This window comes from Lentilitoribacter sp. EG35 (assembly GCF_040784015.1).
In the GTDB taxonomy this organism is placed as follows: domain Bacteria; phylum Pseudomonadota; class Alphaproteobacteria; order Rhizobiales; family Rhizobiaceae; genus Lentilitoribacter.
In genome coordinates, this window is record NZ_JBFNGQ010000013.1 from 65653 (window position 1) to 78146 (window position 12494).

At 46.3% G+C, this 12494-nt stretch carries 16 protein-coding genes; 8 read left to right on the forward strand and 8 right to left on the reverse strand.

What is annotated here, in order from left to right; translation table 11 throughout:
• Window positions 1–17: 17 nt before the first annotated feature.
• Entirely contained in the window at window positions 18–278 is a 261-nt protein-coding gene (locus tag AB2J24_RS18140) for a hypothetical protein (RefSeq protein WP_162651392.1), read from the forward strand.
• A 68-nt stretch (window positions 279–346) separates the two neighbouring features.
• Here AB2J24_RS18140 and AB2J24_RS18145 read toward each other — a convergent pair whose 3' ends face one another.
• From AB2J24_RS18145 to AB2J24_RS18165, 5 genes are all read right to left on the reverse strand, one after another.
• Window positions 347–766, reverse strand: a complete 420-nt coding sequence (locus AB2J24_RS18145) for an SRPBCC family protein (protein WP_367386527.1) — start codon at window positions 764–766, stop codon at window positions 347–349.
• Window positions 759–1103 (reverse strand): ArsR/SmtB family transcription factor, encoded by a 345-nt coding sequence (locus AB2J24_RS18150; RefSeq protein ID WP_162651390.1) that lies wholly within the window; start codon window positions 1101–1103, stop codon window positions 759–761. Before AB2J24_RS18150 ends, AB2J24_RS18145 begins: the two co-directional genes overlap by 8 nt.
• A 54-nt stretch (window positions 1104–1157) precedes the next feature.
• Window positions 1158–2393 carry an MFS transporter gene (locus AB2J24_RS18155; protein ID WP_367386528.1) on the reverse strand — a complete coding sequence of 412 codons (1236 nt, stop codon included), beginning with the start codon at window positions 2391–2393 and terminating at the stop codon, window positions 1158–1160.
• Between the two features lie 552 nt (window positions 2394–2945).
• On the reverse strand, window positions 2946–3515 hold the full coding sequence (locus AB2J24_RS18160) for a DNA topology modulation protein FlaR (RefSeq protein WP_367386529.1): 570 nt from the start codon (window positions 3513–3515) through the stop codon (window positions 2946–2948).
• Between the two features lie 92 nt (window positions 3516–3607).
• Window positions 3608–3832, reverse strand: a complete 225-nt coding sequence (locus AB2J24_RS18165) for a hexameric tyrosine-coordinated heme protein (RefSeq protein WP_162651388.1) — start codon at window positions 3830–3832, stop codon at window positions 3608–3610.
• Between the two features lie 132 nt (window positions 3833–3964).
• Here AB2J24_RS18165 and AB2J24_RS18170 point away from each other — a divergent pair, with 132 nt between their 5' ends.
• Complete coding sequence (locus tag AB2J24_RS18170) at window positions 3965–4429, forward strand: MarR family winged helix-turn-helix transcriptional regulator (protein ID WP_162651387.1); 465 nt, start codon at window positions 3965–3967, stop codon at window positions 4427–4429.
• A gap of 16 nt (window positions 4430–4445) precedes the next feature.
• On the opposite strand, the gene AB2J24_RS18175 is transcribed toward AB2J24_RS18170, so the two are convergent.
• Window positions 4446–4697 carry a zinc ribbon domain-containing protein gene (locus AB2J24_RS18175; RefSeq protein ID WP_367386530.1) on the reverse strand — a complete coding sequence of 84 codons (252 nt, stop codon included), beginning with the start codon at window positions 4695–4697 and terminating at the stop codon, window positions 4446–4448.
• A gap of 111 nt (window positions 4698–4808) precedes the next feature.
• Between AB2J24_RS18175 and AB2J24_RS18180 the strand changes: the two genes are divergently transcribed.
• A complete protein-coding gene (locus AB2J24_RS18180) occupies window positions 4809–5183 on the forward strand; it encodes a MerR family transcriptional regulator (RefSeq protein WP_367386531.1) in 375 nt (124 codons plus the stop codon).
• Here AB2J24_RS18180 and AB2J24_RS18185 read toward each other — a convergent pair.
• Window positions 5180–5329 (reverse strand): hypothetical protein, encoded by a 150-nt coding sequence (locus AB2J24_RS18185; RefSeq protein ID WP_367386532.1) that lies wholly within the window; start codon window positions 5327–5329, stop codon window positions 5180–5182. The two genes, AB2J24_RS18180 and AB2J24_RS18185, sit on opposite strands and share 4 nt — an antisense overlap.
• The gene (locus AB2J24_RS18190; RefSeq protein ID WP_367386533.1) at window positions 5319–5753 is read right to left on the reverse strand and encodes a hypothetical protein; all 435 of its coding nucleotides are present in this window, start codon (window positions 5751–5753) and stop codon (window positions 5319–5321) included. Before AB2J24_RS18190 ends, AB2J24_RS18185 begins: the two co-directional genes overlap by 11 nt.
• A 558-nt stretch (window positions 5754–6311) precedes the next feature.
• On the opposite strand from AB2J24_RS18190, the gene AB2J24_RS18195 reads away from it, so the two are divergent.
• From AB2J24_RS18195 to AB2J24_RS18215, 5 genes are all read left to right on the forward strand, one after another.
• Window positions 6312–8150, forward strand: coding sequence for a PhoX family protein (locus tag AB2J24_RS18195; protein ID WP_367386574.1), 1839 nt, complete (start codon window positions 6312–6314; stop codon window positions 8148–8150).
• Between the two features lie 111 nt (window positions 8151–8261).
• Window positions 8262–8846, forward strand: a complete 585-nt coding sequence (locus AB2J24_RS18200) for a hypothetical protein (RefSeq protein WP_367386534.1) — start codon at window positions 8262–8264, stop codon at window positions 8844–8846.
• 105 nt (window positions 8847–8951) lie between these two features.
• The gene (locus AB2J24_RS18205; RefSeq protein WP_367386535.1) at window positions 8952–10109 is read left to right on the forward strand and encodes an AAA family ATPase; all 1158 of its coding nucleotides are present in this window, start codon (window positions 8952–8954) and stop codon (window positions 10107–10109) included.
• 38 nt (window positions 10110–10147) lie between these two features.
• Window positions 10148–10663: a GNAT family N-acetyltransferase gene (locus AB2J24_RS18210; protein ID WP_367386536.1), complete on the forward strand. Its 516-nt coding sequence runs from the start codon at window positions 10148–10150 to the stop codon at window positions 10661–10663.
• Between the two features lie 139 nt (window positions 10664–10802).
• Window positions 10803–12461: a leucine-rich repeat domain-containing protein gene (locus AB2J24_RS18215; protein ID WP_367386537.1), complete on the forward strand. Its 1659-nt coding sequence runs from the start codon at window positions 10803–10805 to the stop codon at window positions 12459–12461.
• Window positions 12462–12494 lie beyond the last annotated feature (33 nt).

The window sequence follows — 12494 nt, forward strand, 5'->3', positions numbered from 1 at the left end:
CAAAAGGAACATATATTATGAAATACGTACTTCTTATTTCTAGCTTAACGCTGGCTATGATGTCAACGTCTCACGCTTTCAGCATTAATGAGCATCATGATGTGAACCAGTTTGGTACGCTCATCACGCAAGATCTCAATGACGGTAATATTGGAATTGTAGAGGCATTTTCCCTCATTCCAAACCTGACAGAATTTGAGTTTAACGCTGTTGATCTCAATAATGATAAAAAGCTTAACCGAAGCGAACTTCATATCCTTAGCCAATATAACAGTTAGCTAAAGGTCCCCCAAATTTAGCTGAGTTTTTCCCCTCTCTCAGCTAAATATGGCCTGGAATGCGATGCTTATATATTTGCAGCCAGTGCTTCTAAAATTCCCGTCCAGCCACCGGTATGGTTATCGCGTGCTTCCTCGGACGGGAATTTTATATGTGTAAGCGTGATATCCGTTCCGCCATCAGCATCTGCAAAATCTAAAGTCACGGTTGAATCTGGCACAGAAAACGGGCTTTCCCATGTAAAGACCAAACGCTCGTGCGGCGAGATTTCTTTATATGTTCCCGAGTGTGGGATTTCATCATCACCGATCGCCATCACAATTTCAAAACGGCCGCCTTCTGAGGCATCACTCTTAGCTACCGGCACCGTTGTGCCAGGCATTGGCGTCATAAATTTTGCCAGCATTTCAGGGTTTAGCCATGCATCAAAAACTTTTGTGCGGGGCGCTGCAATATTGCGCGAAACACTTGTTGATAGTTCACTCATCATCTTTGTCCTTTGTTATCATCTCATCTAAGGCCTCAAGACGCATGTCCCAGATCGAGCGAAGTTGAGAGAACCAGCGGTCAATCTCCTGTACCGGTTCCAAATTCGCTTCGATCAAGTGTTCACGCCAAGCGGTTTTTCGGCTGACGAGTTCGGCACCTTCCAAAATTTTAATGTGCTTTGATACTGAGTTGAGGCTCATATCAAAATGCGTAGCAAGATCCGTCACGCGGGTAGGGCCATGCTGGACCAGAAGCGTGAGCAATTCTCGCCGTGTTGCATCGCGCACAGCGTTTAGAATTTTATTCAGGCGTTCGTTATTCTCTCGTTCAACCATAAGGATGAATTACCATGATGTATTTTATGAGTCAACCAAAAAGGTGAATGATGATTAAACCTCAATTCCCTGTTTCAATAAATAAGCTTTACTGCGCAGTCGCCACTTGTCAAAGCCCATCAGCAGGATGGCGCCAAAGATTGCACATCCTGCGCCAATCCACGAGGTGCCCACATAGTCGGAAACGCTGGTGCCGAACGCAAATACGCCCGAGGCAAAAATTGCAGCACTAAAATGGGAAACCGACACCAAAGCACCGCCAGCACCGGGGCGGTGGGTCATCATATCCTGCATATAGCCAACACTTACGGACAGCAAAATGCCCGCACCAATACCCGCAGGCAACATGAGCCACCATGCAGATGTCATCGAACTCATGGTGCCAAAAGGGATGAGATAGATGATATAGATGAGCGCACCAACGCCAATGAATGCTGATTTTGAAACATAACGAAGGATGGCTGGACTGATCAGCATCACGGGCACCTCTATCAACGCCACGCCACCTGCGAACAGACCAGCCTGCGCTTCAATACCATCCAAATTGTTGATGATGATTAAGCCAAGTACAATGTTATAGAGGTTAACCGCACCCAAAATTGCAGAAATTGCGAATACGCGGATCATGACGGGCAGGGCTGTTAGCTCGCGCAAGCCTTGAAAAAATGTGATGCCTGATTTCTCGTTATTGTCTGATGTCTGGTCTTTGGGCCAGCTTGTGAACACAAGTGTGAGTATGAATATATTCAAAACCGCCATGACAGCATAAATGATAAAAAGATCCATGCCCTGGGCAATGAAAAAAGCCCAAACAGGCGGTGTGAGCGCAAATGACAGCGAAAACCCTGCACGAATGGCAGAGGACGAAAAATCACGGTCGATTTTAGGATTACGATTTGCTGCCAGCTGGCCAAGCGCAAAATATTGCGTAAATGCCGTAGATGCCAACGGTATCATGAGAACATGAGCGAGGATGAATGTACCTTTTGCTGGCATGAGATACATGGCCAAGCTGCCGATAATTCCTAGCGCGATGGAGGTGATAAGCACTTCCCGATATCTGCCTGTTTGGTCAGTATAAACCCCCACAAACACAGATGCTAACAGGCTCATCAGGGCGCCACCAGTGGTGACTATGGCATAGGTGGTATCAGAAAAACCAAGCCGTTCGATGCCGATGATCGATAGATATGGCATGAGAGAGGCCACCACGACCCCCATAAATAATATGCAGCAAAATGACAGTCGCCAAAGCTTGTCATTCCAACAAATGGAAATCGTCGTAAGCATGATAGAATCACCTAAAATTTGGATGAGGCTCACAACTACGCCAAGACCGGATGATGATCAATTCACTAGATTTCATGTATTGATCAACGGGTATTATGGGTTTGCCGGCAGGTTCGTTTGTTTCCAAGGTCGAATAGTCGTGTTTCGTTCGCCAACGCCTCACTATCTCCTTGATATTTGTAATGCTTTGTAAGCTGCATAACCCAAAGTGATCGTCACGACACTATTTGTCCGATTATTGGACTGTGAGACATTTTGAGGCAGGTTAGGAAATTTACCGCGTATAGTAGGTGTTTTGTATCGTGTAAGATATTATTTTTTCTGAATGTAGACGGTGAAAAAGAGGTGCCAAGCGTGTGTATTTACACATCAAAACAGCCTCTTTTACTGTGCTTATTTCGATGATTGTGGCAGTTTCTGCTGCTGCTAATGATCTCAAACTGCACAATATTATCGAAAAACTATGGCGTTAGTGAAACTGTTTTGTGCGTCAGAGCATTTATAAGCATGTGGGTATCAATTTGCTGGGCTAGATTCTCGGTCAGTCTCAGATTAACTATCTTGCCCTGCAAATTCATGCCTTATTTGTTCAATAAACAGGTCGGTTTCGCGCAGATTTGTAAGCTTATATGTGCGCTTGTTATCTGGTGCATGTTCATAAGTCTGTTGTATTCGCGCGCGCGCTTTGTGCCGCGTGCGCCAGATAAAGTGCATGAATTCCCATTCAAAACGTTCCGGGCAGCCGCTTGGTAGGTCTGGACGTGGTTTTCCATGATGCTTGATTGTGCGTTTGATAACACGCCAGTAGCGCAGCCAAAGCGGCGCATCTAGCCATATGAGCATGTCCGCGCGCGCCAATCGCTCCTCCCATGTGGAAGAATGTCCGCCCTCAAAAATCCATTCGTCTTTCGCGCTGATTTCACAGCATAGGCGGGTTTTATCTGCGCGGTCGCGCTCAACCCAATTGGGCAGCCAGTGAACTTCCCTATCTATGTGATAAACAGGTAAGCTGGTGACAGCGCCCAATTTGGCGGCAAGCGTGGACTTGCCAGAACCTGGCTGGCCAATAATCATGATGCGCTTTGGCACGTTTGCCATGCCGCGTTCTGGAGTAGATGCCATATCATAACCGCTTTTCTGTGGGGCGGCGGCTTTTAACAGCTATCTGGCTGGCAAGTCAATTGGGTTGAGCCAGGTTCGGTTTGCCAGCGGAATTACTCGCGCCAGTAATTGTTTGCCGCAGAAATGGTTTGAAAGTTAACCGCCACGACATGCGACACTGAAATCAATGCATCTGAGTCGTTTTCATAGACCGGACGCAACTTTTCACGGACGTCATTGTTTGGTTGTGTTTTTTTAATCGCTACCCGCGATAGTTTAATTGCAAGCTCATAACCCTCTTCGGGTGTAGTAGTCATAAGTGTTGGTAACCAAGACATAAATCATACCTCTGTATTAATGACAATTTAAATCGTGTACGATATAATGCTAAGCATTGTATACTACTAATTCTTGCACTTGCACTCTTATGCTTAATAGAATAGCCAGATTTAAAACTGCGAGAAAGAGATATGCCAAGCAACATCTATGAGTCAGAACCTGATTCTGAGATCAAAATTAGTAACCTGATTTGTTTTGCGATTTATTCTGCTTCAACGGCGATGAACCGTACCTATCAACCGTATCTTTCTAAACTTGGACTGACATACCCTCAATATATTACATTATCTGCACTTTGGCAGAAAGACAGGGTTACCGTTGGAAGCCTTTGCCGTTCACTGCAAATGGAAACCAATACTCTGACACCGATTTTGCAACGTTTGGAGGGGCGGGCACTGGTTACGCGCGTGCGGGGGGAAAAAGACGAGCGGCAGGTGATCGTTGAATTGACCCCCGAGGGAAAGAGCATCAAAAAAAATCAGATTGATATCGTGAACTGTATTACCGCAGATACCGAGTTAGATCGTCATACATTGGAAGAGCTTGTTGCAGGCATTATCGAGTTACGTGATAATCTGAATGAGAAGAGTGCCTAGATTTCTAAGTGCTTCCTTATGATTTCCAACGTTCGAGCTTGGGAATACCCCTAGTAAACAGCCATGCCATGATGGATGGCACACCCTTTTGTTTCAGCGCTTCCACACAATATGCCTGAAATTCTTCCACGGTTACATCCTGATAGATAAATGCACCATCTGCATAGCAAAGTGAACAATAGGTGGTGCTTTTTGTACCGTCAGTTTCTGTGCCGCCGCCCTTGGGGTCTTTGTTAAGTGGCATGCCACAGCTTTGACAATTTGCCATTATCATCTCCTGAATTAGAACTCGCATTTGTAAATTTTTCTTGTTAAAATCCATTGAGCCATAACTATGGAGTTTAGTCAATGGTTTTAAGTTGATTTTCAAGAGGAGTGTTTGAATTTGCGAATAGGTGAATTGGCAAAACGTGCAAATATCAGCCGAGATACAATCCGGTTTTATGAGAAAAACGGGTTGATTTCGTCTGAACAAGGCGATGAAGCCAGCAACAATTATCGAGAATATTCAGAAAATGCCCTGCTGACATTGGAGCTTATTGCCCAAGCAAAGGCGGCAGGGTTCACGCTTGCGGAACTGATTATCTTTACGTCACAATTACAAGCATCGGGTGATGTGGATTTTGATGGTGATGCGTTTTTGCAGCAAAAAATCGAGGATGTGGAAGCCAAGATCGAACAATCTCAGCTGTTCCTTGAAACACTTAAATTTACAAAAGAGGCTTTGGCAAAAGCAGCTTATGACGACATTTAAGCGTGGCGCATCAAGAGTAACGCCATTGCAAGAGTGCCAAGAAACGTAATGCCCAACATCAAAACAGCTTCTATCAGGCGCGTTACATATTTTCGCCGTTTTGTTTTTTTTGAGATGATAGGCGGGACATTAAGATCAAGAGGCATAGCGGCCAATTCCCAAGTCAAAATCATCCAACTGTTCATCGATGGCCTTAACACCATTTTGTGCATCATAATCGTCCAGATAATCAAGCCAGGCCTCGCTGTTGCGCACAAAGTCGGGCAGGGTGTTTTCCGCCTCTGCATCGGGTTCGTGGATATTGAGCCACTCTGTGGCCACATCGTCACTCACATCCTCTCCACGCCAGTTGCTTTGGTCCATTCGGATAATGCTGATTGTCGTGTCCTCACACTCGCACACAGCTTCATCCAGCGACATGGGTCTTAGCTCGGCCTCATGGGTGAACTGGCAATCAAACTGGTCAACAAACAATAAAAACTCATCCGCACCGCAAAAGGGGCGAGGTTTTATGATGGGCAACAAAGGTGATCCAGAAAGGGGCGGTAAAGGTCGGCGCGATAAACTCATAACAAATCCCGTATATAAACTCGAAACGACACGGATAGAGCGATGCACAAAGACGCATAACCTTTTTTGCGAACCGCTCCATCCATAGGAAAATAATCATACGTATACGTATATTTGTCAATCAAAAATAGGAAAATATTCTTTTAGGTCTTAATTACGGTAAAGTTATCTTCATAGAAGGGCAGGAGTGAAACAATATTTGACCCGCATTGGTATTGAAACCCGCAACGCCTTTTATGTATTCTGAGATTGTTAACTCATTGCCTTCTCATCGATTATGCAAAGTTTCGTCAATTTGTCACAAGCTTGACATCATGATGCAGTAAAAAACAGCTTCTATCTCCGCGTCTAAAAAGACGAAAGAGAGATGTCTTTATGCCCAAATGTGATCAATGTTTAAACTGTGGAAACTGCCGCCAATTGGAGGAAATTCCCGAAGAATTAATCGCAACGCATGACATGCAAAAATCACTAAACCTTAAGGAGAATTTTCCCGTGAGCGAGAAAATAGAGAATTTGGAAATCGAAAATGAAGTCACATTTGATGATTTCGACGAAATGATTAATCCTTCAGCTGAAGTCACAGACTTTGATCGTGTAGTAGAAGAATCTATCAGCCGTCGCGGTTTCTTGGGTGGTGTTTTAGCTTTTGGTAGCTTCGCCGTCATGAACAGCAGTTTTGTAGGTGAAGCTGCGGCTGCTGAAGACCGGTTTGCCTTTGAGCAAATCACAACAAGTGTTGATGACACAATTAAACTCGCACCAGGTTACAAGTCCGAAGTTGTTGTGCGCTGGGGTGATCCACTTTTTTCAGGTGTTCCTGAATTTGATCACGCAACACGTGGCACAGCTGAAAGTCAGGCACGTTCATTTGGCGATAATATTGATGGTATGGAAGTTTATGCCCACGGTGATAAGCTGATTTATGTTGCCAATAATGAATATACAAACCGCTCTATCATCTGGGGCAACAATCCTGATGGTAAAGCTGTCTCCGATGACGACATTGCTAAGGGTAAGATGGCGCACGGTTTGACTGTTGTTGAAATCGCTCAAGGCGAAAATGGCTGGAATATTGTAAAAGACAGTCCTTACAATCGCCGCATTACACCCGATAGTGAAATGGCGCTAACAGGTCCTGCCGCCGGTCATGATCTTTTGAAAACAAAGGCCGACCCGACTGGAACCCTATCTCTTGGCACTTGGAACAATTGTGGTAATGGTTCCACACCTTGGGGGACTTACCTTGCCTGCGAAGAAAACTTTAACGGCTATTTTTCTGCAACAGATGAAGAGCATAAAGTCTCTGCTGAGCTGAAACGTTATGGCATATCTGCTAAAGATTGGGGTTACGGCTGGGCAAAGATCGATGATCGTTTCAATGTTGAGATGAACCCGAATGAGCCAAATCGCGCTGGCTATGTTGTTGAAATTGATCCACGCGATCCAAATTCGGTACCGAAAAAGCGGACTGCACTGGGCCGTTTCAAGCATGAAAATGCTGAGGCTGTTGTTAATAATGACGGTCGTATCGTCATCTATATGGGTGATGATGAGCGTGGTGAATTCCTCTATCGTTATGTATCTGATGGCGTTTATGCGCCAGGTGCAGACACTGACGACCTTATGGAAAATGGAACGCTTTACGCAGCAAAGTTTGATCCGGCAGGTTCAGGCAAATGGCTGGAACTGTCAGAAGATGCAACGGGCATGACAAAAGCTGAAATCTGTGTTCATACACGTATTGCTGCGTCCAAGGTTGGCGCAACGACAATGGACCGTCCGGAGTGGGTGACGTCTAACCCCAACGCATCTGAGGTTTATTGCGCTTTAACAAACAATAAGAACCGTGGTATCAAACCTAATGCTGGGGGCGATCTGACCCATGTTGAAGGTCCAAACCCGCGCGAAGGCAACCCTTATGGCCAGATCGTTCGTTGGAAACCAGCGGGCGCTGACCATACCGCAGATACGTTTGCTTGGGATCTATATTGCCTTGCTGGTAATCCGACTGTGCATAATGATGCATTTGGTGGTTCATCAAACATCAATGCAGACAATATGTTCAACTCGCCAGATGGTTTGAAGTTTGATTCAAATGGTCTTTTGTGGATCCAAACAGATGGGAACTACAAAAATGAAGAGAACTTTGCAGGACAAGGCAATAACCAGATGCTTGCTGGCGATCCGGTCACTGGTGAAATCCGCCGCTTTCTTGTCGGTCCAAAAGAGTGCGAAGTAACGGGCCTAACATGGTCTCCGGATCGTCGTACAATGTTTGTTGGCATTCAGCATCCGGGCGAAAAAGGCAACAGTCATTGGCCTGAAGGCGGTGATGCAGTGCCACGTTCAGCAGTTATTGCAGTCACGCGCGAAGATGGTGGCCTCGTCGGTTAAGACGCCCATCAAAAATGCGAAACCAAGTGCCTTAGGTGCTTGGTTTTGCCTTGATTGCACGCTCGCAGGCTTTGAACTATTGTTCGGCTAGTTCGATAAGTTGGATGAGCAATGGTAAAATATGTTGAAGTTCGCCGCCATGCGATGCGGCATAAACATCTCCAAGGAAAAATAAGCAAACACCTCTCAAAAGAGGGAATTGAACTGGCGAGAAAGGTTGGCGCCGGCTTCACACATCCTGATGACGAAAAACTAACCAAAACCGCTCCCTTTAAAGGTGTTTGGACCAGCCAAAAATCTCGTGCCATCGAAACCTCGCTTTGCATGGGGTTTGAAGTGGATGTGCTTGACAAACGGCTGGCCTGTTTTCCTGAAGATATCTTTATAAAAAGCCGTTGGCCAAAACCAGTCAAGGCAATGTTAAAGGCTTGCCACAAGCACACAGATGTTGACCGATATGCGCGTGCGCAAACCATGATTTTGCACGAGATCGCCGATGACATAGAGGATGGTCAATCAGCGCTAGTTATCTCTCATGGCGGCATCATGGAGCTGATGCTACTTGGGCTTATTTTGGATGAACCAAAGCCGGAGTTGCAAGCAAAGAATTTGGGCAACGTTTTTGCCTATTGCGAAGGGTTTCGTGTAACGTTTGAAAATGATGCTGCCTGTGACATTAAAATCATACGTATTTAGAGCCTTTTTCATAAGAAAATTTAAAAAACTATACCGGGATAATCTGGTCAAATCGACGAACTATCATGTAGTATATTTGCAGGAAACCAAAGTTGCACGACCAAGATGATTCTGACATTAGCCGTATCTGGATACCGGTCTTTACGAAAGATCATTATCCCGCTCGATAAGCTCACGATTATAACCGGAGCAAACGGAACGGGAAAATCGAGTATCTATAAATCCATTCGTCTTCTGGCCGATGTGGCGCAGGGGAATGTGGTCCGATCATTAGCGCTGGAAGGGGGGATACCCTCCACGTTATGGGCAGGGCCTGAGAAATTTTCCCGATCTATGAAATCCGGCCAGCACCCGATTGAGGGCACGGTACGGCGCGAACCTGTGAGCTTGAAACTTGGCTTTGCATCTGAAGATTATGGCTACGCGATAGACCTTGGGTTGCCAAAATCTGATGGCCGATCAATGTTCAACCTTGATCCGGAAATAAAGTCTGAAGCGATGTGGATTGGTGAGGTTCTCAAGCGCCATAATGTGATTGCATCGCGCGCCGGTCCCGGTGTTCAAGTCATGCAGGAAGATGGGGCAAGGCAACATGTGCTCACGGCGCTGCCGAGCTTTGATAGCATGATGACCCATGCGGGTGACCCCAAGCAGGCCAGCGAAATTTTGTTGCTGCGAGAGAGAATGCGCAACTGGCGGTTTTATGATCATTTTAGAACCGATCAGGCATCTAAAGCGCGCATGCCGCAAGTGGGAACGAGAACTGTCTCGCTCGCCTCCGATGGATCTGATCTTGCAGCCGCAGTTCAAACCATCAAGGAGATAGGCGACCCAGAGGCGTTTGATGATGCAATTGAAGATGCATTCCCCGGTTCATCCATAAAGGTGGATGTAAAGGACAACATGTTTGAGGTGGTGATGCAGCAAAAGGGCCTGTTGCGCCCGCTGCGCACATCGGAATTATCAGATGGCACATTGCGGTATCTGCTGCTTGTTGCCGCTTTAATGACGCCGCGCCCGCCGCCGCTTTTGGTGCTGAATGAGCCGGAAACAAGCCTTCACCCAAGCTTGCTGCCAGCCCTTGCAAGGCTGATAAAATCCGTTGCGCAAACAACGCAAATTATTGTGGTTTCCCACGCTGGCTCATTTGTAGACGAGTTAGCCATGGCGCCCAATTCGGCAAATTATGAACTCAAAAAACAGCTGGGCGAAACCATAATCTCCGATGTGCCCGACCAAAGCTGGAACTGGCAAAAACGCTGATTTTTAAATCTATTCGTTCCTCAGAGAAGGTGAGTAAATTGATCATACATGAAACCGAGCGACTCCTGCTAGAAACATGGGAACTTGACGATTTCGATGCCTTTGCGGACATTGCACGCAACCCTGATGTCATGCGCTACATCGCAGAAGGGGTGCCGTGGTCAGACTCGCGAATTGGCTGGTTCATGGGCCTTCAAAAGGGTTTCCAAACAGGACTTGGCTATTGCAACTGGAAGCTTACTCATCGTGATAGTGATGAACTCATGGGATTTTGCGGTCTGTCGCCGCTTCAAGCTGTAGAGGCGACGGAAATAAGCTGGTGGCTAAAGCCGGAATTTTGGGGGCGGGGCTATGCGCGTGAAGCTGCTGAACATGTCTTGAATGCAGCCTTCGATAAACATGCACTCGAAAAGGTCGTTGCACGCGCATATAGTACGAATAAACGCTCTGTTGCCCTAATAAAAAAGCTAGGCATGAAGCAAGACCGCATCCTTAAAAGCAACGATATAGGCGATGTTTTGCTTTTTAGTACTCATCCTGATTTGGCTTCCTAAAACCATCGCCCTTATCCCACACTTGAATGTGCTGTGAAGAATTTGAGCTGATAACCTGATAATACTCGTAATATGTGTGCGGATAGCGCTTGCAGCTTATGGGCGGTGTGATTAAGTTCGCATTGAGGAGTTTTTCTTAATGCCGCTATCCCACGAACGCCCCAGCCAAGAATATATGCGCGAACTAAAGGAAGTTGCGCGCGCAGCGGCGGATTTGGTTGACCATCTTGGTAAGGTGAATTTGCTGCCAGATGGTTTTCCGATCGAACAGGTCGAAGGGTTTTGCAAGGCCCTTACGCGTTTGCCATCCGGCACGGCAGAAGGCTCCATCGCTCCATTACGCGCAGCAGATAGCGAGCTAAATCGTGTTCGCCAGCGGTTCATTCCTGCCCATGATGAAGATGAAGGCGATGAAGAGCCGCTTGTGCCGCGTAATGGTGATTTTGACCTGCGGCTCGTTGGGCTTATGGCTGCTGTGCGAGCCGCTATTGAGCAATATAAGCTTGAATCTGGCGAGGAACTCGACACGGATGTAACGCCAGACTTGCCCGAGACGGATAAGGCAGACGAGGCGATAGAGGCTGCCATTCAAGCAACCACGCAAACCTCTCAAGATGTGGCAAATGTCGATGCCATGTTGGCAGAAGCTGATGATGAAACCCGCAATGAGTTTGAAGCCGAAGCTATGCTTGCGAGTGATGCAGGCGTTCAGGCCCAGTCCGCCGAAGCTTCGCTCAAAACCGAACGCCCGCGCCCAACGGTGATAGACTGGCTATCCAATGGTGTTGAAAACACAGCTTCTGCTATGGAAAACCAACTCGCAAAGCATGGCGAAAAACTTGCACAAGCAGGGCAGGAAGTTCGCAGCGGCGTAGGTGAGCTGTTAGAAATCAATTTTCCAAAACTGGTGAAATCACTTAACGTTGTGAACAAGAGGCTCACTAATATCGTTGTGATTTTTAAAGTTGATGGGGTAGGAGAACAGCCCCACGATTTTGATTATGTGGAAGTCTACAATCGCTTGTTGAGAGGCGAGATGGTGCCCGATAGTTGGGCACCTTTTGTAACAACATTAGATTTTGAATTTGAAGCCAGTCACCATCTGGCTAATATAGGAATGGAAAATATCACAGGCTCTGCGGAAGAGTTTACCAATGCTGCATTACTTTCCAACCTTACTCATTTGCATATTCTTTATCTGGCTGACACGCAGATTTCAGATGTCGCGCCCCTATCAAATTTTACAACATTGCAAAGTCTTAATTTGAGTAACACTCAGGTTTCAGATATCTCCCCACTCTCAAATCTTACAACGTTGCAATATCTCTTTTTGAATGGCACGAAAGTTTCGGATATCGCACCTTTATCAATTCTTACGGCGTTGCAATATCTTGGTCTAGGTAGCAGTCAGATTTCTGATATTGCACCACTTTCAAATTTCACAGAGTTACAAGATCTCTATCTGGCCGACACCCAGGTTTCAGATATCGCGCCGCTCTCAAATCTCGCAGTGTTGCAACATCTCGATTTGATGGGCACTGATGTTGCAGATGTCGCAGCACTTTCAAATCTCACAGCGTTACAAAGTCTCTATCTGGGTGTCACAGGGGTTTTTGATATCGCACCGCTCTCAAATCTCGCAGTGTTGCAACATCTCGATTTGATGGGCACTAATGTTTCAGATATTGCACCTCTGTCAAATCTTAAGGCGTTGCGACTTCTTGACCTGTCTGGTACACGGGTTTCGGATACATCCGTACTGTCACATCTTAAAGACCTTAAAATTGCGGGGCCATAAGCAGTACTATGAAAAGTTTTTCGGGGCGGGGAT